Annotated in this window: 19 protein-coding genes and 1 pseudogene; 14 read left to right on the forward strand and 6 right to left on the reverse strand. The window is 38.9% G+C overall.

Annotated elements, in window-relative coordinates; genetic code table 11:
- The first annotated feature begins 290 nt into the window (after window positions 1–290).
- From ACQ334_RS01165 to ACQ334_RS01195, 7 genes are all read left to right on the forward strand, one after another.
- Window positions 291–1,376, forward strand: coding sequence for a sensor histidine kinase (locus tag ACQ334_RS01165; RefSeq protein WP_430986320.1), 1,086 nt, complete (start codon window positions 291–293; stop codon window positions 1,374–1,376).
- Entirely contained in the window at window positions 1,373–2,092 is a 720-nt protein-coding gene (locus ACQ334_RS01170; RefSeq protein ID WP_430986321.1) for a LytR/AlgR family response regulator transcription factor, read from the forward strand. The genes ACQ334_RS01165 and ACQ334_RS01170 overlap by 4 nt, the downstream gene beginning before the upstream one ends.
- A gap of 1,082 nt (window positions 2,093–3,174) precedes the next feature.
- Entirely contained in the window at window positions 3,175–3,798 is a 624-nt protein-coding gene (locus ACQ334_RS01175; protein WP_430986322.1) for a hypothetical protein, read from the forward strand.
- Window positions 3,799–4,100: 302 nt separating this feature from the next.
- Entirely contained in the window at window positions 4,101–5,144 is a 1,044-nt protein-coding gene (locus ACQ334_RS01180) for an NAD(P)-dependent alcohol dehydrogenase (RefSeq protein WP_430986323.1), read from the forward strand.
- Window positions 5,145–5,260: 116 nt separating this feature from the next.
- On the forward strand, window positions 5,261–6,067 hold the full coding sequence (locus ACQ334_RS01185; protein WP_430986324.1) for an N-acetylmuramoyl-L-alanine amidase: 807 nt from the start codon (window positions 5,261–5,263) through the stop codon (window positions 6,065–6,067).
- 212 nt (window positions 6,068–6,279) lie between these two features.
- Window positions 6,280–8,679, forward strand: a complete 2,400-nt coding sequence (locus ACQ334_RS01190) for a beta-propeller fold lactonase family protein (RefSeq protein ID WP_430986325.1) — start codon at window positions 6,280–6,282, stop codon at window positions 8,677–8,679.
- 82 nt (window positions 8,680–8,761) lie between these two features.
- Window positions 8,762–9,121 (forward strand): cupin domain-containing protein, encoded by a 360-nt coding sequence (locus ACQ334_RS01195; RefSeq protein ID WP_430986326.1) that lies wholly within the window; start codon window positions 8,762–8,764, stop codon window positions 9,119–9,121.
- 12 nt (window positions 9,122–9,133) lie between these two features.
- Here ACQ334_RS01195 and ACQ334_RS01200 read toward each other — a convergent pair whose 3' ends face one another.
- The gene (locus tag ACQ334_RS01200; RefSeq protein WP_430986327.1) at window positions 9,134–10,141 is read right to left on the reverse strand and encodes a metallophosphoesterase; all 1,008 of its coding nucleotides are present in this window, start codon (window positions 10,139–10,141) and stop codon (window positions 9,134–9,136) included.
- Window positions 10,142–10,298: 157 nt separating this feature from the next.
- Window positions 10,299–11,801: an oligosaccharide flippase family protein gene (locus ACQ334_RS01205; protein WP_430986328.1), complete on the reverse strand. Its 1,503-nt coding sequence runs from the start codon at window positions 11,799–11,801 to the stop codon at window positions 10,299–10,301.
- Window positions 11,802–11,949: 148 nt separating this feature from the next.
- On the opposite strand from ACQ334_RS01205, the gene ACQ334_RS01210 reads away from it, so the two are divergent.
- On the forward strand, window positions 11,950–12,588 hold the full coding sequence (locus tag ACQ334_RS01210) for a hypothetical protein (RefSeq protein WP_430986329.1): 639 nt from the start codon (window positions 11,950–11,952) through the stop codon (window positions 12,586–12,588).
- A 7-nt stretch (window positions 12,589–12,595) separates the two neighbouring features.
- Here the strand turns inward: ACQ334_RS01210 and ACQ334_RS01215 are convergent, their stop codons facing one another.
- The 3 genes and pseudogenes from ACQ334_RS01215 to arfB form a co-directional block, all read right to left on the reverse strand.
- Window positions 12,596–13,639 carry a cytochrome-c peroxidase gene (locus ACQ334_RS01215; protein ID WP_430986330.1) on the reverse strand — a complete coding sequence of 348 codons (1,044 nt, stop codon included), beginning with the start codon at window positions 13,637–13,639 and terminating at the stop codon, window positions 12,596–12,598.
- A 2-nt stretch (window positions 13,640–13,641) separates the two neighbouring features.
- A complete protein-coding gene (locus tag ACQ334_RS01220; protein WP_430986331.1) occupies window positions 13,642–14,424 on the reverse strand; it encodes an MbnP family protein in 783 nt (260 codons plus the stop codon).
- Window positions 14,424–14,813, reverse strand: a pseudogene (gene arfB, locus ACQ334_RS01225) (alternative ribosome rescue aminoacyl-tRNA hydrolase ArfB); the annotation flags it as partial. The pseudogene arfB and the gene ACQ334_RS01220, both read right to left, overlap by 1 nt.
- Window positions 14,814–14,942: 129 nt before the next feature.
- On the opposite strand from arfB, the gene ACQ334_RS01230 reads away from it, so the two are divergent.
- The 5 genes from ACQ334_RS01230 to ACQ334_RS01250 all read left to right on the forward strand — a co-directional run bounded on the left by ACQ334_RS01230 (window position 14,943) and on the right by ACQ334_RS01250 (window position 20,169).
- Complete coding sequence (locus ACQ334_RS01230; protein WP_430986332.1) at window positions 14,943–15,698, forward strand: geranylgeranylglyceryl/heptaprenylglyceryl phosphate synthase; 756 nt, start codon at window positions 14,943–14,945, stop codon at window positions 15,696–15,698.
- 128 nt (window positions 15,699–15,826) lie between these two features.
- Complete coding sequence (locus tag ACQ334_RS01235) at window positions 15,827–16,363, forward strand: ORF6N domain-containing protein (RefSeq protein WP_430986333.1); 537 nt, start codon at window positions 15,827–15,829, stop codon at window positions 16,361–16,363.
- A gap of 207 nt (window positions 16,364–16,570) precedes the next feature.
- Window positions 16,571–18,343 (forward strand): sensor histidine kinase, encoded by a 1,773-nt coding sequence (locus ACQ334_RS01240; RefSeq protein ID WP_430986334.1) that lies wholly within the window; start codon window positions 16,571–16,573, stop codon window positions 18,341–18,343.
- Window positions 18,340–19,101, forward strand: coding sequence for a LytR/AlgR family response regulator transcription factor (locus tag ACQ334_RS01245; protein WP_430986335.1), 762 nt, complete (start codon window positions 18,340–18,342; stop codon window positions 19,099–19,101). The genes ACQ334_RS01240 and ACQ334_RS01245 overlap by 4 nt, the downstream gene beginning before the upstream one ends.
- Window positions 19,102–19,137: 36 nt before the next feature.
- Complete coding sequence (locus ACQ334_RS01250) at window positions 19,138–20,169, forward strand: thioredoxin-like domain-containing protein (protein WP_430986336.1); 1,032 nt, start codon at window positions 19,138–19,140, stop codon at window positions 20,167–20,169.
- 477 nt (window positions 20,170–20,646) lie between these two features.
- Here the strand turns inward: ACQ334_RS01250 and ACQ334_RS01255 are convergent, their stop codons facing one another.
- Window positions 20,647–22,203 (reverse strand): T9SS type A sorting domain-containing protein, encoded by a 1,557-nt coding sequence (locus tag ACQ334_RS01255; protein WP_430986337.1) that lies wholly within the window; start codon window positions 22,201–22,203, stop codon window positions 20,647–20,649.
- 247 nt (window positions 22,204–22,450) lie between these two features.
- Between ACQ334_RS01255 and ACQ334_RS01260 the strand changes: the two genes are divergently transcribed.
- Window positions 22,451–23,644, forward strand: coding sequence for a T9SS type A sorting domain-containing protein (locus tag ACQ334_RS01260; RefSeq protein WP_430986338.1), 1,194 nt, complete (start codon window positions 22,451–22,453; stop codon window positions 23,642–23,644).
- Window positions 23,645–23,651 lie beyond the last annotated feature (7 nt).

A 23,651-nucleotide genomic window follows, 5' to 3' on the forward strand; every position in this document is an offset into this window, starting at 1 on the left:
GGAATTTGAGAGTGAAAATATAGCAATGAAATAAAACGGTGTTGGGTTGGGTTTGGGGAGAGGGCTTGGGTTAAGCCGGATCCGGCAAACTCAGCCTGGCATCTTTTAATGGAGGTTTAGGATTGGAGCGGAGGGGAATGTTCAATGCTCAATGCTCAATATTCAATGTTCAATATTCAATGTTCAATATTCAATGTTCAATATTCAATGAAGAAGAGCGGAAACTGTGCAGACTTATAACTTAATACTTACAACTTATTACTATTTTTACCAGTAAACGAATAGCAGGTATGCCAAGTAAAAAAAGATATTCCTTATTCACGGTGTTTTGGGTGGTGGCGGCTATCAATATCTTTTTTTTCATACTGGGGTATGCGATATCCAGGTTTGTAAAAACGCCGGATGTAAAAGCTGCTACGGAGCAGGCATTTACTTTAAAATATTTATTGAAGCAATGTATCAGCATCGCTTTTCAAACTTTGTTTTTCTATTTTTCTTTGAATTATTATAACCGGTGCATGATGAGGCGGGAGAGGGCTGTTGCGTACATTGCTTTTTCTGTAGCGGCATTTGCAGTTTGCTTCGGTTATTTTTTAGTGTTGCATTATGGTTTTCCTGAAGTGGCTAATTCGGCTATTGATAATAAAAATGGTATCGGTATTTATATTGTTTCGTATTGCCTGTCGGCTGTATTTTTTACCGGTATTGCTTTATTACTGGCCTACCTGAATAACCTGCGTGACGAAAAACAACAACGCAAAATACTGGAAGCACAAAAGCTGCAACTGGAAGTGGATAAATCGCAGGCTAACTTTAAATTTTTAAAATCGCAGATCAATCCACACTTTTTACATAACACATTGAATTTTTTGTATGCTAAATCATTGCCGTATTCTGCAGAATTATCGGAGGGTATCTTAACCTTATCCGATATCATGCGCTATGCATTGAACGAGGCTACAGGTGCTGATGATAAAGCGCCACTGAAAGATGAGATTGAGCATGTACGGAATGTGATCAAAATAAACCAGCTGCGTTTCAGCAATAACCTGCACGTAAATTTTGAAGTGCAGGGCGTGGTGAATGGTGCCGAGATCATTCCTTTTGTACTGATTACCATTGTAGAGAATGCGTTTAAACATGGCGACCTGCAAAAGCCTGATCAGCCGATTGATATTAAACTGGTGATTGAACATAACCGGTTATATTTTTACTGCCGCAATAAAAAGAAAAGCGGGCCTAAGGAAATCTCCACCGGGCTTGGCCTGGATAATATCCGTAATCGCCTGGACTTTGCGTATGGCAGCAATTATAAACTGCTGATAAAAGACGAAGCCGAATTTTATACCACCGAATTAACTATTGATACTTTATGATACGCTGTTTAGTTGTAGATGATGAACAACATGCCATTGATATTATTGCGCATTATATCGGGCAAACTAATTTTTTAGAACTGGTGAGCAGCACTACTAATCCTGTTGCGGCATTACAAACGGTGATCACAGAAAATATTGACCTGGTATTTTTAGATATCCAGATGCCCGAGCTTTCGGGTATTGATTTTATTAAAGCGATCAATGGCAAAGCAAAGGTTATTCTTACCACTGCCTATAGTGAATTTGCTATTGAAGGGTTTGAGTTAGATGTGGTGGATTATTTATTGAAGCCGATCCGCTTTCCCCGTTTTTTAAATGCGGTGCAAAAAGTAGTGAAGGCCAACACTGAAAAAGCGGAGGCTGCAGAAACTACTGCTGATGACAATTATATTTTTGTAAAGACAGAATCCAAAGGCAAATTATTAAAGATCAACCTTGATGAGATCGAATACATTGAAGGGATGAAAAATTATGTGGCCATTTACCGTGGCGGGCAAAAAACACTGGTGTATACTAATCTTAAAGACCTGATCCTTCATTTACCTGCTAAACAGTTTATCCGCATTCATAAATCTTTTATCATTCCTGTTAACCGTATTACGGGTATTGAGGGCAACCGTGTGGTGTTGAAAAATGTTGCAGCTGAGATTTTGATTGGCGAGAGTTATAAGGAGGATCTGATGGAGATTATTAAGCATCGGATGATAACGTGATGTTGCTTTGCTTCTTGATAAAAACTAATACTTCGAATCTATCACTAAGTAGGATGTTACTGCATTTAATTGTTTTAATAGCTTGTTAATGGTTGTTTTTCTTCTTTTTCTTGATAAAAAGAAGCAAAAATCAAGGGCTGCGGAAAAAAAAGCTAAAAATTGTTCGTCGGGTGTAAAATGAAATTAGCTCGAACATTTGTGCAATTCCCAACTATGTGCGACTTACGAACAAAGAATAAATCCCAGCTTCAGTAACATCAATTTCATTTTTACATCCCGCCACCCAATTTTCTTAACGCAATTTTTTCCGAGGCCCATACTTCAAAGCGCTTTGCTGAGTAGGGGATAGTGGTAGTATAAGTATGCTGGTGTATTTGATTCTGTCAATAGTTTTTGATAGTTGCTTTTCTTCTTTTTTTACTAAATACTTTTATAACTGTTGGTTTCGCCTCCACAGTCGTCCCGAAAGCATTCGGGATGCGTACCTGCGCCGGCGCTGCTTTTTCCCCTTTGAAAAAATTATCGCTGAAGCGAATTTTTTCAATCCCGCCTTCGGCGGTACCGGAGAAAAAGAGGCGCCTTACGCAGGTACTGGTGAGAAATAAATGCAGTGGCTTTCTAATGTTGTCAAAGTTGGAAGAAATCAAATACACTTAAACACACGTAACAAATTATTTTTTAGCATTACAGGAAAAGGAAGGCGACCGACTTTACCACTAAAAATATTTTTAAAAAGTAAAGGCGTTTTATAACGTGTAACAATTATTTGAGTGAATGAGTTGCAGCAGAGTGGTCACGCAGGGGTGGGAGACAAAACGGCCGGAGGCATTCGTGTTTGTCTTGAATTTTTGCTTCTTTTTTTTCAAGAAAAAAGAAGAGCAGCATTTTGCTGACAAGAAAAGGAGGCCAATTGCAAGGAGAAGTTTCCCGGTCTGACAAATTTTTGATGTGACTAAAAAAATAACTCCCTCTTACCGTTTACTAAATAACACTGCACTTTAACTCATATGCAATAAATAATTTTTTTACCAGGCAGTAGGTTTGCCACCACAATGAAATTTACAATACAACAACAACTGCTAATGAGCAGTTTACTTTTAAGCACAACAATTATGGAAGCACAAACAGCAACACTACCAGCCACCGGCACTTATTATTTAGAAGGCGTGATGGAAACCGCATCGGGGTTTAAACTGAATGCCGATAACAGCTTTGAATTTTTCTTTTTTTATGGTGCATTGGATCGTTCGGGAGAAGGACATTGGAAACAGGACGGCGATGCAATAATATTCAACAGCAATAAGCAGCAGGAGGATTATACTTTGCTGCAATCAAAAACACAACCTGCAAAAGGCATTACCATACAAATAAGCGGTAGTAATCCGCAAGCCAACCAACTGGTGCAGGCCATTGTAAAATCAGGGGCAAAAGAAGAAATGGCAAAAGCAGATAGGGAAGGCCGTATGCATTTTAATATGCCGGCGGCAGATAGTATTGTGGTATTGTTTGAATGGTGCCCGGATAAACGTTCGGTATTTGCAGTTAAAAATGCGGCGCATAATTTTTTCGAATTCAGCATTAAACCTTCCTTGCTGGATGTGGTATTCAGCAACTTTACATTGCAGTTAACAGAAGAAGGCCTGGAGGGTGCTCATCCATTGAATACAACAAAATCGTTCCACTACAAAAGAGCGGATAAAAATTAATACCCTTGTTACTGCAGGTGCATTACAATACAGTCTGGTTCGATGGTAATGTGTATAGATATGACCCGGGGAAGAGACAAACTAAAAATGCGTTTACCATTCAGTAAAAGGCTGCCTTACTCCCCGCAATCAACACCTCCGGGACGAATGCATCGGCAACCGGAAAGTATATATGCAAAAATTACAGGTGTTGATGCAATGGCAGGCATTAATTTTTAATTAAAAAAAATGAATAAAAATATTTAGACAAAGGTTTGCAACTTTATCTATTTACATTTGTTGCAACTTTAAAATAAACATACATGTCATCAACAAGATCCTATGCGGCACAAAGTGCCAGCAGTCCGTTAGCACCCTGGACCATTAAAAGAAGAGCTCCCAAACCACACGATGTAGAAATTGAAATTTTATACTGTGGTGTTTGCCACAGTGATTTACATACAGCCCGGGATGAATGGGGTGGTACTAAATACCCCTGTGTACCCGGCCATGAAATTGTGGGCCGTGTTACCGCAGTTGGGGAACATGTAACAAAATTTAAAGCAGGTGATATTGCTGGTGTGGGTTGCCTGGTAGATAGTTGCCAGGAATGTGATAACTGTAAAGACGGGCTGGAACAATATTGCAGTAACGGAATGGTAGGTACTTATAACGGCAATGAAAAAGATGGCAGTGGCTATACTTTAGGCGGTTATAGTAAATCAATTGTTGTACGTGAAGAATTTGTGTTGCGTATTTCTGACAAGTTACCTTTAGAAGCAGTAGCGCCATTGCTTTGCGCAGGCATTACCACTTACTCACCATTGCGCCACTGGAAAGTGAGCAAAGGGCAGAAAGTTGCTGTATTGGGATTGGGTGGCCTTGGACATATGGGTGTAAAGCTGGCGGTATCAATGGGGGCAGAAGTAACGATGTTGAGCCATTCGCCATCAAAGGAGGCTGATGCCAAACGTTTAGGTGCACACCAGTTTGTTTTAACCAGCGATGCTGAACAGGTAAAAAAAGTGAGCGGTTATTTTGATTTTATTTTAGATACAGTTTCTGCAGACCATGATTACACTTTTTATCTGAATCTTTTAAGAACCAATGGAGTAATGGTTTGTGTGGGAGCGCCTCCTGCACCGGCGCAGGTGCATGCATTTAACCTTATCATGGGTAGAAAAAGTTTTGCCGGTTCATTAATTGGTGGTATACCTGAAACACAGGAAATGCTGGACTACTGCGCCGAACATAATATTGTAAGCGATGTGGAAGTGATTGCGATAAAAGACATTAATGAAGCGTATGAGAGAATGCTGAAAGGCGATGTGAGGTACAGGTTTGTGATTGATATGGCCACTTTATAATGGATAATGAAATAATGAATAATTAAAAATGAGCTGCCTGTTTGGGCAGCTTTTTTTTATTGGTGGTAAAAGCAGGAGATGAATTTGCACTAACTTTCATTTTTAAAAAATAATTGATGCGGTACAAAATAATGCTGATGCTTTTTATTGTTGTTATTGGCAACAGTTGCAGTAATAATAAATATGCTGCCACTAATAAAGTGTATAAAAAACAGGCGAAAAAATTAGCGAAGGAATTGAGTAAACAACCGAATACCATTGATAGCGCTATGAATGCCGGGCAATGGGTGGGCACCACCAATTTTGGTATGCGTAAACCTAATTTTGTAATCATTCATCACACGGCGCAAAATGCCTGCGACAGTACGCTGCGTACATTCACTTTGCCCCGTACACAGGTAAGTGCACATTATGTAATTTGTAAAGATGGTACCATACATCATATGCTGAATGATTACCTGAGGGCATGGCATGCCGGCAATAGCAAATGGGGCAATCTTACTGATATTAACAGCAGTAGTATTGGTATTGAATTAGATAATAATGGCTTTGAAGCATTTACAGAACCGCAGATCAGCAGCTTGTTGCTGCTATTAAAAAAACTGAAGAAAGATAATAATATTCCTACTGCCAATTTTATCGGCCATTCTGATATTGCGCCTAAAAGAAAAGTGGATCCCAATAAATATTTTCCCTGGCAGCTGCTGGCACAAAATGGTTTTGGCAACTGGTATGATACGGCGCATGTAAATATTCCGGCTAATTTTAATGCGGTACAATCTTTACGTGTTATCGGGTACGATACGAAAGATTCTGTTGCGGCCATTAAAGCTTTTAAACTGCATTTTGTACAGCAGGATACCATCCCTCAAATAAATGAAGCAGATAAAAAGATCATTTATGATTTGAGTAAGAAGTATTGAGCTACGCTCAAGACTTCTCTGCCACAGATTGCACAGATTACACCAATTTTTTTGTAATACGTGCAGCTTTGTTTTTTTGTATTCATCGGTGTAATTTGTGCAATCTGTGGCAACCCTTTTCGCCGCAGGCGAAATGCCTTAACCCAGAAATAATATGCGGCCTTGCTTCTTGTGTGCTCCATTTACTACCTTAGCAGCTTAATAATTTATCTATGAAGAAAATAATTGTTGCGTCTTGCGTTTTGCTTTTTTGGGTTGTAACGGCTCAGGCACAAAAAGAATTGACCCTGCCTAACGGGTGGTCCCTTTCTCCTGCCGGCAGAAGTTTGCCTTTAGGTGATCTGCCATTGAACATGGCGGTAAGTAATTCTAAAAAATTAATGGCGGTTACCAATAATGGCCAAAGCAAACAAACGCTGCAATTGATCGATATTAAAGCAGAAAAAATTCTTGATAATATAGAAATTCAAAAAAGCTGGCTGGGGTTGCACTTCAGCAGCGATGAAAAATATTTATACGCCAGTGGTGGTAATGATAACTGGATTTTGCAATACGCTATTGTAAATAATAAACTGCTGCTGAAAGACAGTATTAAACTGGGTACCAAATGGCCTAATAAAATTTCTCCTGCCGGAATAGACATTGATGATGCTAAACATTTATTGTACGTGGTTACCAAAGATGATAATTCATTGTACATTGTTGATCTTACCACTAAAAAAATTGTACAACAGGTTGCATTAGCCGCAGAAGCATATACCTGCTTATTATCTCCCGATAAAAAACAATTGTACATTTCTATCTGGGGCGGAAAAAAAGTAGCCGTGTTTAACACGATGGAAAAGAAATTAAGCGGCAGTATTGATGCAGGCGAGCACCCCAATGAATTATGTTTATCTAAAAAAGGCAATTATTTATTTGTTGCCAATGCATTGGATAATTCAGTTTCGGTAATTGATACCAAACAACAAAAAGTTATTGAAACATTAACGGCTTCTTTATATCCTGATGCGCCGCAGGGCAGCACTACCAACGGTTTGGCATTAAGTGCCGATGAAAAATCTTTGTTTATTGCCAATGCCGATAATAACTGCCTTACTGTTTTTGATGTAAGCCAGCCAGGTAGGAGTAAATCAAAAGGGTTTATCCCGGTGGGCTGGTATCCTACCTGTGTTAAAGTAATTGGTAAAAAGATCTTTGTTACTAATGGAAAGGGCTTTTCTTCTTTTGCCAATCCTAAAGGTCCGCAGCCAACTAAGAAAAGAGTAAAACACCAGTCTGATGATGAAGATGGCCCGCAATACATTGGTGGTTTAATGAAAGGCACGATGAGTATAATTGATATGCCATCAGAAAAGCAATTGAGTATTTTTTCGCAGCAGGTATATAAGAACACGCCTTATACCAAAGAAAAAGAAATGCTATCCAAAGGCGAAACGGGTAATCCCATTCCGCAAAAGATAGGTGATCAATCGCCGATAAAACATGTGTTTTACATTGTAAAAGAAAACCGTACTTACGACCAGGTGTTGGGAGATGTGAAAGAAGGAAATGGTGACACGTCGTTGGTTTTATTTGGCGAAAAGGTTACGCCCAATCAACATAAACTGGTGCAGGATTTTGTGTTGCTGGATAATTTTTATGTAGATGGAGAAGTAAGTGCCGACGGACATAACTGGAGCCTGGGTGCTTATGCCACTGATTATTTAGAAAAGAATTGGGTAACGAGTTATGGTGGCCGTGGCGGTGGTTATGATGCGGAAGGCACCAGGGAAATTGCCAATAATAAGGGCGGATTTATCTGGGATGCCTGTAAAAGAGCAGGGGTGAGCTACAGAACGTATGGGGAATTTGCTGATGATTATAAAGCTAATATTCCTGTTTTAGAAAATCATTTTTGTACCTATTATACCAGCTGGGACCAGAAGGTAAGAGATACCACAAGGGTGAATCAATGGAAAAGAGATTTTGATAGCCTGGTAGCGATAAATCAATTACCGCAAATGAATACGCTGCGTTTGATCAACGATCATACAGAAGGCATGAGTAAAAACCGGCCCACACCATTTGCACATGTAGCTGATAATGATTTAAGTGTTGGCATGTTCATTGAATTTTTAAGTCATAGTAAAATATGGAATGAAAGCGTGGTGTTTATTTTAGAAGACGATGCACAAAACGGCCCTGATCATGTGGATGCACACCGCAGCCCTGTGTATGTAGCGGGCCCGTATGTAAAGCGGCATTTTGTTGATCATACACCTTACACTACCAGTGGTATTTTACGTACCATGGAATTAATTTTAGGTGTTGCACCCATGAGCCAGTATGATGCTGCCGCAACACCATTGTGGCGCTGCTTTACTGCTACGCCTGATTACACGGCATACAATGCTGTGCCTGCACAGGTTGATATTACAGAGAAGAATACCGTGTGGAATGAATTGTCACAACGCTCGGCACAATTTGATTTAACCAAAGAAGACCGTGTACCCGACCTGGAATTTAGCGAAGTGATATGGAAAGGGGTGAAAGGTTTGCATAGTGTAATGCCTGCACCAAGAAGAGCGGCTTTTGTAAAAGTGAGTGCGGCAAAAGATGAGGATGATTAAGGGAAAGAAGTATAAAGGGTTTATAAAGTATGTAAAGTAGAAAAGTATGTACAAAGGTTGGCAACCTTAAAAATAATATGCAATGGAGAAAATAAATGTTGAAGAAAAATTATCGTTGTTCAATGATTATTTTAACCCCAGGATTGCAGGAGAATTAAACGGGCAACAGGTAAAGCTGGTAAAATTCCAGGGGGAATTTGTGTGGCATAAACATGATAATGAAGATGAAATGTTTTATGTGATAAAAGGACAATTCAGTATTCATTTCAGGGATAAGGTGGTGGAGATAAAAGAAAATGAATTTATCATTGTGCCCAGAGGTGTAGAGCATAAACCTGTTGCGGAAAATGAAGTGTCCATCATGTTGTTTGAGCCTGCTACTACTTTAAATACCGGCAATACTGAAGGAGATTTAACAAGACATCAGTTGGAGAAAATATAATGGGTTGAAATTTTAATCGAGGTCTTTCATTAAATCCTCCAGTTTAATTTCTTCCAGTATCATTCTTACAGCAGCATCATTATCATCGTACCATTTTACCAGGCGGATATAGCCACCTTCAATTTCTATACCGGTTATATCGCCATCATTAAAACAGCAACAACCGCTGTTGAAATAAGAAGGCCTTAATTTTTCATTGGCATCTTTTTCAATTTTATTAGCAGGGTGATCAGAGTATTTACCCGAGGCAAAAACAGGGCTATGTGTATGGCCTGTAATTAAAACCATATTTTTCCTGTGGCTGCTCCATTGGTACATGAGCTGGTTGTGTTTGTTGCGTAGGGTATAATCTTTGCTGGGTGTGTTTACATTTATTTGCAGGTAACGCTGTATGGGTGCCCATATATGTGCTACAATCCATGTGCTTAATGCATTGTTATCACTCATTTTATCGCCCTGGTGGCCATGCGTACAAAATACAGTGAGCGCTTGCTGATAATTAGTTGTTTTTAAAATAATGCCTTCGTAAACCGGTAAGGGCATCATGAAATAATCTTTCAGGTAATTTTCAACATCCAGTTTGTTTTTCCAGGTAAGATCGTGATTGCCAAAAGTTTTAAAATATTTATCAGGTTGAAAAGCAGCTTCGGCTGCAAACACTGTTTTGTTGGCGGGCAATACACTTGAGGCTTTGTATTTCCACAGCTCTTCACTATCACCTAAATTAATAAAACAATACCCCTGTTGTTTGTAATATTCCAGTGCTTTAATATAATTGAATTCGCTGGCGGCAAAATCATCGCCGCTATTACGGTTGCCTTTATGCTGATCGCTGAAGATGATGAATTTATCTTTTGAAGCATCAATAACGAGGCTGCAAACTCTTTTACTATTTTTCTTTGCGCTGTTATAGAGTTTGGTCAATGATTTAAACACGGCTTCCTTCTCAGGTTTGGCGCTGAGGGAATTGCCCATCCAGGTAAGGGGCTTTCTGAATAAATATTGTAACAGCTTGCGCATGATGGTGAATCGTGAGTTGTGAGTCGTGAATCGTGAGTTGTGAGTCGTGAATCGTCAGTAAAGCAGCAGTCGGAGTGTTATTATACCCTTGTGAATTTAATGCACCTACTCACGTCTCACCACTCACGTCTCACCACTCACCACTCACGACTCACGCTCACGCTTTAAAATATTTTCCAACAACAGGCAATTTTGCCAATTCCTTTTTCTCTACCTGTGCAACAAACCACACATACATTGCCAGCAATACAGTAGCTGCAGCGTGAGAAATAATGATGTTACCAGTAAAAGAAATAATTGCTTTGTGAATAAAAAATAACAGTACCGCAATTACAATATAAGCACATAGTTTTTTCCAGGGATAAGGCACTTTGTATTCTTTTTGTCCCCATACAAAAGAGAATACCATCATGCTGCCATAGCAAAAGAAGGTAGCCCATGCACAAGCCATATAACTGTAATGCCTGATAAAAATATAATTTATAGCTATTGTTATTGCAGCACCGGTTAACGTAATGTAGGCGCCTGCCGAAGTTTTATGGCCCAACTTATACCAGATAGAAAGGTTGTAATAAATACCCAGAAACATATTGGCCAGTAAAAGTATTGGTACCACGGTAAGGCCATCCCATAATTTTTTAGCAATAAAAAATTTCCACACATTGAGGTAGAGTGCTACTACCAAAAACATCATGCAGATAATGATCACAAAAAATTTCATTACCCTGGCATAAGTACGTTGCGGATTTTCGGTGCCGGCTTGTTTAAAGAAAAACGGCTCGGCACCCATACGGAATGCCTGTACAAAAAGGCTGATGAGAATAGATAATTTATAACAGGCGCTGTAAATGCCTACCTGGGTTTCTTTAAAGTCATCTGTACCGGGCACCCACCACTTCAGCATGATGCGGTCCATAGTTTCGTTAATTACGCCGCCCATACCTACAATGATCAGCGGCATGGAGTACACGATTATCTGCCGCCATAATTTTTTATCTATCTTAAAACGGATAGCCAGTATTTCTTTTGACAAAAACAGCAACGTAACAATGGCCTGTATTAAATTGGCCACTACAATATAATATACGGGGTTATGGGAAGTGTCTACCAGTTTGGCATAAAAAGAAGTGGGGTCAGCTTTTGCATGCACATAACAAACTGATAAAAAGAAATACGTAAAGAAGAGGTAGGCCAGTATTCCGCTGATCTTTGCCATAGCATATCGTACCGGCCGGCCTTCGTAGCGTAATTTTGCAAAGGGTATAATAGTAAGCGTATCTATCATAATGATAAAAACGCTGAGTTTAATTAATTCGGGGTAGTTGCCCACGCCGGCAAAATTGGCCAGCTGGTGGTGAAATAATAATAAGGTTGTACCAAAGCACAGTGTACTGATAAGTATGGATGAGGCGGTAGTATTATAAATGGTATCCTTATTTTCGCCATTGTTGGAAAAGCGGAAAAAAGCAGTTTCCATACCGTAAGTGAACAGCACATTTAAAAATGGCAATACCGAATATACCAGGCTCATTTTACCATAATCTTCCCTGGTCAGCACATCGGTTAAATACGGTGTGATGAGGTAATTTAAAAACCTTGCGGCAATAGAGCTTACACCATACCACATTGTTTGCCCGGCTAATTTCTTGATATTGCTCAATTCCCTTGTGATTTAGCTTCAAATTTACCGTATAATTTTAATTTATTTTAAAATAGTGGGGAGAAGGTGACCCGGCTTATTACCGGATTTTGAATATGTAATACAACCATTTGCCAACAAAATATATCTTTGTTGTAAATAATTTGATATGAAACACCTGTTTACATTGATTACCGCTCTTACAGTATACACTTTATCTGTTGCACAGTCCCGTACGGCCACTGTGGAATACCAGAAGATCAACCGCCAGGCCGTGGTAAATGAAATTCCTTTTCCTGAAAAAACCATCAGGGATGCCATTAATAATAAAATGGAACAAATGGGCTACAAAGGAAAAGACAGTAAAGGCTTTACCGTATATAAAGGCGTAAGAATGCCGGAGCTGGGCAACGATAGCTATGACCTGTATTTTATGGCCGACAGGAAAAGCAGGAAGGAAAAAGAAAATTCTACGCTTACTTTAATGGTATCAAAAGGGTTTGACAGTTTTATAAGTGATAGCAGCGATAGCCGTGTACTTAGTAATGCAAAAAATTATTTAGACACCATTAAAAACATGATTGCCGCTTACGACCTGGAGCAGCAAATTATTGCACAGGAAGATGCAGTGAAAAAAGCGGATAAAAAATACAGTAATCTTATTGATGATGCCGCAAGCTTAGAGAAGAAAAGAAAAAGTATTGAAAAAGATATTGAAGACAATAAAAAGGACCAGTCTAATCAACAGGCCGAAATAGAAAAACAAAAACAGATATTAGAAACCCTGAGAGGCAAACGTAAACAGTAGCATACTATTAATGCATGGCAAACCTGGTGCTCCGGGTAAGTGTAGTGTCGCTGAGCGTAAATAAAAAATAGATCAGGTCATTCTTCTCCGCATTGTTAATAGCAATGCGGTTTTTTAATAAAGTATCCAGTGTAGGTTGTGTGGTAACAATACCGGTACGGTAATGATCGATGGCCTGGCCAATACTGTAATATCTGCCGTCGTGCATATAAGGAAATGTAAGGGTTACATTACGCAGGCTGGGCACTTTAAATTTTAAAGAATCATTTTTATTATTGGTGATCCGCATACGGCCATAATCATTTAAATAAGCATTTACTGATAACCCGTTATTGCGGAATGAATTATCGGTGAATAAAGGTTCGGCATGACAAGCGGCGCATTTATTTTTAAAAAATGTATATCCTCTTTCTTCGGCGGGTGTAAATTTGTCTTCGCCTCTTAGTACTTTATCGTACTTGCTGTTGTAGCTGAGTATAGAGCCTGTAAACTGTGCCAATGCTTTTAACATGCGCTGGCTGTTGATCAACGGTGTACCAAATGCTGCTTTAAACATTTTTGGGTAGGCTGTATCTTTTCTTAATTTTTTCAGCACGCTGTCGATAGTTTCTCCCATTTCGTTGTGTGCAGTAAGTGGCGCTAAGGGTTGCACTTCAATGTGGTTGATGCCTCCATCCCAATGCAGCAATGGCATCCAGGCTAAATTAAATAATGCGGGGGCATTTCTTGTGGTGAATAAATTATTAATGCCGTGACTAAAATCGTGTTCGTAAGTTGCAAATGCGGCAAACTGCTGGTGGCAACTGGCGCAGGGAAAATTGCCATCTTTGCTGAGGCGGCCATCATAAAATAATTTTTTGCCCAACTGAAAACCTTGCTCCGTTAAAGGGTTATTGGCAAAAATATCTTTAGCAGGTTTGGGCCATCCTTTAGGAATTTCTAATTTAAGATAAGTAGGTTTATACGGATCGTTTTCTTTTTTTGATGCACCGATAAAAAGAAATGCGGAGCTAACAAATACTATCAATGCTATAATAACTCTGGTTGTCATTTTTATTTGTTCAGCACCTCTTTAATGGTAAACATCCTGTTATAGTTAGCTGCAATTTTTTTGGATAATGTTCCTGGTGTCATGGTAGCAGGTGTGGTGGCAATTTTTAAATCGGTAGCACCTTGCCATAATTTATCCAGGTCGGCCATAATAATAATTTCACTGTTCTTACCTTCTTCTATGTTTAATTTTTTTTGCAATGGCAATGTGATAGTTTGCAATACATTGTCGGCACCGCTGAAACCACCAATATGATATTCTATTCTATGATTAATAATAGTTGAAGCCGGAGAATTGCCTTCTAACTTAAACATTACATAACCACTGTTCCATGTCCAGAACATACCGTTGGCAGGATCGAGTGCACCACTTTGTGCACCACTTACATTTTTCAAACTATCTACACCTACTATAAATGAAATGCTGTTGTACGTATCGGCTGTAGCATCAATAGTAAAACTTAAAGAATTGCTGTCTGCTGCATCAATCAAATGATAACTGTTGGTTTCGGCAAATTGCTGCGATGCGTTGTGCAGTGCAATATTGCTGATATAATATTTCAGTCTTGCTATATGATACTCTTCACCAAAAGGGTTTTTGTAGGCAATACTATCTAAAACAAGCGGCATATTTTTAACCGTATTAATAAAACAGATCTTTACGATCCCTTTTTTTTGAGTAGCCCATTTACCATTCACGATTGACGACTGACGATTCACACTGCTACAAATGATCACCACAAGGCAGGCTACTGTACATACGGATATTTTTTTTAGCGTTGCCATTACCATTTATCAGGCGTTATCTTTTTTCTGAAATCTTTTAAAGTGCCCACTTTCTTTTTAAACTCAATTCTTTTTTCTTTTGCAGCTTTGCCTGGTTTGGTGGCTTTTCTTTTTTTAGGAACGATAAGGGCTTTATTCACCAGCTCATTCATTTTTGTTACCACCAATTGCTTATTGCCCAGCTGGCTGCGTTCGGTCTGGCTTTTTACCAGCAAAAAACCTTCCGAATTGATCTTGTTGGTTAACTTATTACTGATGAGTGCTTTTTGTTCGTAGGTAAATAAAGCTGAGCTTTCCACATGCCAATAGCCTTCCACCATGGTTTCCACCTTGTTCACATTCTGGCCCCCTTTGCCGCCACTCCGGGCCGTTTTAAATTTTATCTCGGCAGATATATCCGTCATTATCACAAATTTACCGATAAAAAGAAGGAAATTGCATCCGGAATCGCCTTATTTACGTCTATTATTTCGGTAAGACGATTTTTTTTTACATTTTTGCAATCAATCAGACAGGGAATGACCAAAGGCATTTATAATTCACTAACCGAACGAAAACAACTGGGCAAAAAATCTTTTGCTGTACTCATCGACCCCGATAAGGTGACTGATGATAATATGGAGCAATTGATACAGCTTTCTGTTGCTGCCGGCGTGGATTATTTTTTGGTGGGTGGCAGCCTTGTTATCTCCAGTTACCTGGACGAATGCCTGCAACTGATCAAAAAAAACTGTTCTATCCCAACCATTCTTTTTCCCGGTAGCCCCAGCCAGGTAAGCAAATATGCCGATGCTTTATTGTACCTCTCATTAATCAGTGGCCGCAATGCCGACCTGCTGATTGGCCAGCACGTAATCAGTGCGCCATTTGTAAAACAAAGCGGACTGGAAATTATGCCTACGGGTTATATGGTGATTGACGGTGGCGCACCTACAACGGTGTCGTATATCAGCAATGCCACTCCTATACCTTCCGATAAAAATGAAATTGCTATGTGTACGGCCATGGCCGGCGAAATGCTGGGCATGAAATTGATTTATATGGATGCCGGTAGTGGCGCCAAAAGAGCCATCACCGAAGATATGATCGCCAAGGTTTCCAAATCCATCGACGTGCCACTGATCATTGGTGGCGGCATCATTGAACCTGAAAAAGCCTATCTTAACTGCAAAGCCGGCGCCGATGTAATTGTGGTGGGCAATGCTATAGAAAAAGACCCCAACTTAATTAAAGAAATGGCCGCAGCGGTGCATAGTGTGCCGGTGAAAGCTTGATTTTAATTGTTGTTATTTTTTACGTTAATACACAATCCATAAGGTCGATATTGCAACGACCGCAAACCTTCTCCTATCTATTTTGGTATCATCTTACCTATTGTAATTTAAAAATAAAAAATATTGCTATGGCGAAGGAAGAATTACAGACGCTAGTGATGGAACAAAAAATATTGAATCGGATATACGTAATTCGGAATCAAAAAATAATGCTTGATGAAGATTTAGCAACGATGTATAAAGTAGAAACAAGACGCTTGAATGAGCAGGTAAAGCGTAATTTAAACCGGTTTCCCAAAGACTTTATGTTTACCCTTACTCAAAAAGAATACGAACACTTGAAGTCGCAAAATGCGATATCAAGTTGGGGCGGAAGAAGGAAATTACCCAATGCATTTACAGAACAGGGAGTTGCTATGCTATCAAGTATTTTAAATAGCGACATTGCCATAGAAGTAAATATCAGGATAATAAGGGTTTTTTCTAAAATGAGAGAGTATGCACTTACGCATAATGAAATATTGGTGCATCTTTCAAAACTTGAAAAGGAAGTGAAAGGAAACAGTAAGGATATTGAGAATATCTTTACTGTATTAAAAGAATTAATAGAAAAACAGGCTAAGCCAGTGCCACCAAGAAATAAAATCGGGTTTAAACACTATTAATAAAATATAATCTGCAAAATAGATAAGTACTAAACTTTTCACTGTTATTTGTCTTCGCCAACTGCAATGCAACCATTATCAACCCGGTCAGATCATATTATCCCTCCTCAATTCAAATTCATTTGCACATTATTCAAAGTTTGCCCTGCCAAAGCTGATTAATTTTCCTTCTTTTGTTAAAGAATGAAAAGCAAGCCAACTTTAAAAATGAAAATTATTTCCTGCCTGTTGGTATTAATTACCACAAGCTTTACTTTATGGGGTCAGAATATAATAGTAGATAGTATTCATCCATTATTTAAAGGGGAATTGAATGGTGATCTGATAAGAGAACAGTTTGCAGCATCTTCCAGTCCGAGAAACGCTGCGATGCTAAAAAATAACCCGGTTATTTCAATCGGTGTTTTTTCTTCTAATAAATTATCTGTCACCAGGCAAATGGCGCATGAAAAATTGCCTGAGTTAAAGAATTTTAATCTTGATTCTTCAGCAATTATGGAAGTACCAGCAGGAGGATACGCCGGAAAATTTGCCATACCTGTGTTTGATTCATCAGGCATTATTGTTACGGTTAATGGAATAACTCAACAGAATGCTGCTGATTATGAATTCAGGGTGCTGGAAAATAAAACTAAAGAGATACTGACATGGCAGCGGGTGAAGTTGTTTTGTGAGCCTTACTTTTTCATTAGTCCAAATGGTATAGATGAAACAGAAGTAGCTTACCTGGGACAATTTAAAACGGGCTTTGGTAACAGCCTTACAATCCAGGTGCGAAAAAAGAATCCGTTAAAAGAGCTGAATACTTTACAAGGTAAATCAGGTTCAGAAAATATCGTAGCCTCTATATCAGCACTCTGGATAAACAGGGCACCATCAGTGTTAGGGGTATTTACTACCAATAATATGCAATCATTCCTGGCTGTTTTTAAAACGCAATGGCAAAATGATGTTTTGATGCTACAAACAGTAGAAGAAAGAAAAACAAAGGACAGCCTGTTAGTATTACAAAAAGAATTTAAACCGGGAGAGAACAATCTTATTTTTTACCTGGATGATAAAATCAGAACAAAGGAGATCATTGAATACAACCTGGTGCTGGATGGAAAAAGCAGCGGCTGGAAAATTAATGATTTTGATCTGAACCTGATCTGGTTGAAAAATCTGGTACCTGGTAAATATGCATTACAAATAAGGTACAGTATACAACGACCAAATGTTTTTGTATATGAGTTTACTGTTGCAGCAGCATGGCATCAAACATTGGCTTTTAAAATAATTGCTGTAGCGCTTACTATTGGATTGATAGGTTTTGTGTTGTTGTTTTTTAAATCCAGAAGGCAAAAACTGCAGTTGCAAAAAGAAGCATTACAAAAACATCAAACACAAACAGAATTAAAATCTATACGATCGCAATTTAATCCGCATTTTGTTTTTAATGCATTAAGTTCCATCCAAAGTCTGATCACTAAAAACGATACAGAAGGAGCCAATAAATATTTATCAGAGTTCAGCACCTTACTGCGTGACTCATTAAAGGGAAGCAGTAATGAGATGATCAGTTTAACTACTGAAATAAAAATGCTGGAAAGCTACCTGAACCTGGAGCAGCTTCGTTTTGGATTTACATATACCATTACTACAGATAGTGCTATTGATAAAAATGCCATTGATGTACCAGCTCTCTTACTGCAGCCATTGGTGGAAAATGCGGTAAAGCATGGGATAGCTTCTTTATACAAGGAAGGTAATTTAAACATCAACTTCAAAAAAGATGCTTCTGATATGCTGGTAATAATTACAGATAATGGCAAAGGATTTGATACCGGTGCAGCAACAAATGGCTATGGTATGAAGCTAACGCATGACAGGATAAGTTTGCTGAATAAAATATTAAAAGAACAATCTATTGAAATGGTAATTGACAGTTCTGTCAAAGGAACAAACATCAACTTATTGTTTAAAAACTGGTTGCTATGATACGGGCTGTAATTATTGATGATGAAAAAAATAATATTGATAACCTTGAAGGTTTGCTGCAAAAGCATTGCCCTGAAGTAGTGATAACGGCACATGCATTGAATGCAGATGAGGGAAAGCAAATTATTTTACAATACCAGCCCGATATTGTTTTCCTGGATATACAAATGCCGGGTAAGAATGGTTTTGACTTGTTGCAGTCGTTACCACAATATAGTTTTGAAATTATTTTTGTCACAGCGTTTGATCAGTATGGTATACAGGCGGTAAAATTTTCGGCCATAGATTATTTACTAAAACCTGTAAATACAGCAGAACTGAAAATTGCTGTTGAAAAAGCGGTAGTAAAAAGTAAAATGAAAATGCAAAACCTTCAGTTGCAAAACCTGATGGAACTATTGCAACACAAGCAAGAAAAAAATGAACACCGGCTGGCATTAACTACTGCAAAAGAAACAAGGTTTGTAAAGCCGGAGCAGATCATCCGCTGCGAATCTTCCAACTCGTACACCAGTTTTTATTTAACGGATGGCAAAATGATCATGGTGTCAAAACCCATTTTTGAATATGAAGAGTTGCTGAAAGAGTATGGATTTATCCGCTGCCATCAATCGCATGTAATCAATACAGCCAAGGTAAAAAGCTGGATAAAAGAAAATGGCAGCCAGTTATTATTAGAAGATGGATCAATAGTACCCATATCCCGGAATAAAAAAGAAATAGTTGCAGAGGCTTTGCGAATCTTTAAAGCCGGTTAATTACAAATATTTATTGATAACAATTAAATAATTACAATGAAAAAACTAATTATTGCTGCGTTGTGCAGTATAGCTTCCTGTACCGTGTCATCACAAAATAATTTTACCATCTCAGGAACGATAGAACGCTTATCAAAAAGCAGGTCTGTTATTTTAAGCAGCAGGGCCGGGCAATTTATTGCACCTGTTGATAGCGCCGGCAAATTTGAAATAAAAGGTACCGTTGATGAAGTGGGCTTTGCATTAATAAAAACGGATAGTTCGGGTGCAGATGGGCTGTGGCTGGAACCCGGTGAATACACTATCCATTGTAAAGAGATAACCAGGGAAGGTGTTAAGGGCTATTTATTCAGGATGCCCGGATTTAAAGGGCCACAGGATGCTACAATCAATTATGGGTTTAATCAGCCACGGTATTATATCAAAGGCGACGCTGTTGGAGAAACTATGTTGAAGCAGAAAAATTTTGCCATGCATTATATTGACAGCATCTTTCAATATTTTCCCACGTCTAAAACTTTGCCTGAAATGATCAGGCTATCACAAACTTTTATAGGCGACGAGGCTGTACTGGCCTACCAGGCCTTATTATCAACCGATCAGAAAAATGATTCCAACTCAAAACAACTGGAGAATTATTTTAAACGCAAAGAGAAAATTAAAACTGACATTTTCTTTGACAACTTTACTATGAAAAATAATAAAGGAAAAAAAATTACGCTTTCTTCTGTAACAGGAAAAAAATTACTGCTGATCGATTTCTGGTCGAGTGATTGTTCACCTTGCAGAAGTAAACATAAAAAACTGGTGGAACTATATCAAAAATATGCCGGCAAAGGATTAGAAATTATAAGTGTATCGCTTGATAACAATAACAAAGCGTGGCAGACTGCAATAAAGAATGATAAGATGACGTGGATAAATGTATCCGATCTAAAAGGCTGGAATAATAGCCTGGCAAAAAGTTATTATGTACAATCTATTCCTTTTGCACTTTGGCTTGATGGGAACAGAAAAATACTTGGAGCAGAACTGAGTGAAAAGGAGATTGAAAAGTATTTAGAATAAACAACGGCTACGAGAAAATTTTCACTCCCTGCCGGTGTCTTCACTGGACGGGAAAGAGGATTTAATGAATTTACAATACCAGTACTTTAAGTGGCAGTATTATGTTGAAACATTTCGGTCGGTGAAGACACCGACCAAGGGAAAATAAAGTGGATTTCACTCCCTGGTCGGTGTCTTCACCGAACGGAAAAAGGAACTTAATCAATTTGAAATACCGTTGCTTGACATAACATCATTATGCTGAAACATTTTGGTCGGTGAGGACACCGACTAAGGGAAAATAATAATTAAACTCCCTTGTCGTTATTATTGAATAATTAATTTTTTTCACTCCCTGGTCGGTGTCTTCACCGAACGGGAAAAAGAACTTAATCAATTTGAGATACCTGTGCTTGACATAACATCATTATGCTGAAACATTTTGGTCGGTGAGGACACCGACTAAGGGAAAATAATAATTAAACTGCCTTGCCATTATTATTGAATAATTAATTTTTTAGAGATTTTTTCTGTTTCTGTTTGCAAAGTGTAGACATATGTGCCGGCAGCTAAAAATAATTTTTTAGAATCAATTGGAATTACATTCCGTCCCTCGGGCATAAAAGCATTTTTTAAAGGGGTGGCCAGCAGTTTGCCCGACATATCGTAGATATAAATACTTACATTTTGTGCGTTGTGTAATTTGAATGCGATAAACGTAAGGTTACTGGTAGGGTTGGGATAGTTTTGTTGTAATACGTTACCGCCATTGTTGCCGGCATTTGCCACAGGGTTATTGATAAGTGCAGTAAATACACGGGAAACACCATTAACATCCATACGGCCCCAGATAGGGCGAACGATATTGTTATGCGCTGTTATGTTAAGGTAATCACCAAAGAATACGGTGCTTACCGGGACAAAAGGTGTTTCACTTATTCGCTCATTGGTAAAAGTATTGCCCCCATCGGTAGAATAAGCCATGTACACATCTGTTTGCAGATCAGTATAATTTCTTCTGTCGTAAAAAGCCGTATATAAATTACCGTTAGACTGATCGATTGTCATCCAGGTAAAAAATTGCTGGCTTCCCTTGGTGTCATCATTTACTTTTTTTATGGCAGACCAGGTGTTGCCACCATCCGATGATTTTGTCATCCATATATCGGTATCGGTTACCCCATTTCTCTGGTCACTCCAGTTTACGTATATGGTGCCTTTGTTTGGCCCGTTACTTACATCGCAAAGTGTGATGGGCAAACCATTGGCCCTGTAAATTCCGGGCACATCAAAATCCCAGCCGCCGGGTATTGGCGTAATTATTTTATCAGCAGCTAACCAGGTGTTACCACCATCCAGTGATTTATTAAAGACGAGGCCATCTGGCCCGGCCCAGCTTACGTAGATCTCCCCGTTAGGGCCAACAGCAGGTACTGCACCTTCTACCGTATTATCGCCGTCAATACAGTCGCCCGATTTTTTATTGATCCTTTTTTGAGTACTCCAGGTATTACCACCGTCGGTAGATTTAGAGAACATGATCCTGCTGCTGTCAGTTGGCGCACTGCTGCCATAGCGGTCAAACTCTGTCCAGGTAACATAAATAGCATTGTTCCTTCTATCAATAGCTGCCCATTGTTTATCCTGTTGTTTGGTGCCATTTAAACCCATAAAAGTTCCCGTGCTCCAGGTACTGCCCTGGTCGGTACTTTTTTGTACCACTATCCTGTCAATAAAAGAACCGTTTCCGGGAACAGGGTTAGACAGATGGAAAAAGAAAAAATGTCCATTGGTATCTACACTGATGGCAGGGTCGCCCCACACGCCATAGGGTGAAGAAAGAAATCCTTTGGACCAGGTTTTACCTGTATCGCTAGAGTAATAGTAATTGTTGAGATTAGCGCCTGCCACCAACCTTGCAGGATTTTTGGGATCTATGATTATTGAAGGCTCTTCAGGATTATTACTGGCATGTATCTCAATGTTTTTGTATTGAGCTGATATTGTTGTACCCATTAAAAGGAACAGTAATAAAAAGAGTAGAGATTTTTTCATTGCTTTTTGGTTGGTTTATAAATGGCAGTTCAATTTCCTTTTATGCTATAATTTTTCAAATGACAATAAAAATGCATAAATCATTGCATGGATTTTTATTTTTATTTTTCAGCAATGCGGCTGTTAATCTGAAAGTGTTTTTTAATGGTCTTTCTCTATTTATTGGCAATTACTTGCAATTCTCTTATATATTTTTTAATTTCATTGCAGTTTAACCCACTTCTTTATTTCGCCAAAGCACTACTGCATGATAAGATCTTTACCTGTTTCTTTTTTTATTGCGGTATTATTGCTCACTTGTACTTCTGCAACAGCGCAGCATACCCAATTTCAAACCGGAGATATTTTTTTAGGCCAGGGTGGCGGCATTATACAATGGCGTGATGCCAATGGAACATTGATAAAAAATATTATTACCGGCGATGGAGGAGGAAATGGCAATGGAACGGGCCTACGTATTCATCCGCTAACAGGCAAATTATGGGTTACCAATTCCAACCTCACTGCCAACAGCACCAATGGCATACGAATAATTAATACAGATGGAACAGTTGGGAATGCTATTGATATTTCTGCCTACCAGCAGGCGCCTACATCAATAACCTTTGATAGCAAGGGCAATGGTTATATCGGCGATCTGTGGAATGGGGTAATAGTAAAAATAAATCCTGCAGGTACAGCCATACTCGATCATTACTCCGTATCAACAGATAATTTTGTGCATGGCCCCGAATGGGTGGAAATGGATTGTAATGATAGTATTGTTTATTACACCAACTTAAAAGAAAGAGTAAAACGTTATAATGTTGTTACCCGTCAGCAGCTTTCCAATTTTACCGACCTTACAGGAATACCTACCTGGCTTTTTGCCATGCGGCTTTTACCAGACAGTAGTATGATAGTGGTGTCTGCGGATAACAGGATATTACGGCTGAATAAGAGCGGCGCCATTGTAAAATCGTATGCACCTGCCAACCTCTGCGGCTTTTTTGGAATGGGGGGCACACCCGATGGAAAAAGCTTCTGGGCGGGAGGCTTAGCTTCTTACGGGCCGATGTATAAGTTTGATATTACCAGCGGCAAAGTGGTGGATTCCTTTTTTGCCAGTGCTAACCAGGGCGTGAATATACATGGTATTGCTGTTTATGGCGATCAGTTAAAAAATTGTGTGGCCACTGTACCCGATCCTGCAATTGTAAAAGCCGGTAACGCATACCCTAATCCCAGCCACGGCAATTTTACATTGCCAACTGAACTTACCGGCAAAGTAACAGTACGGGTATTTAATAAATTGGGACAACCTGTTTTATCAAAGGAATTTAATTTTACTGGTACCAATAATAAAATTCCGGTTAACCTGCTTAATCTTGCAGCAGGTGTTTATGTAGTGCAAATAAAAAACAGGGACGAGGTGCGTTCGCAGAAAATAATTATTAATTAAACTGGTC

The sequence above is a fragment of the Ferruginibacter sp. SUN106 genome, from assembly GCF_050611765.1.
In the GTDB taxonomy this organism is placed as follows: domain Bacteria; phylum Bacteroidota; class Bacteroidia; order Chitinophagales; family Chitinophagaceae; genus Ferruginibacter.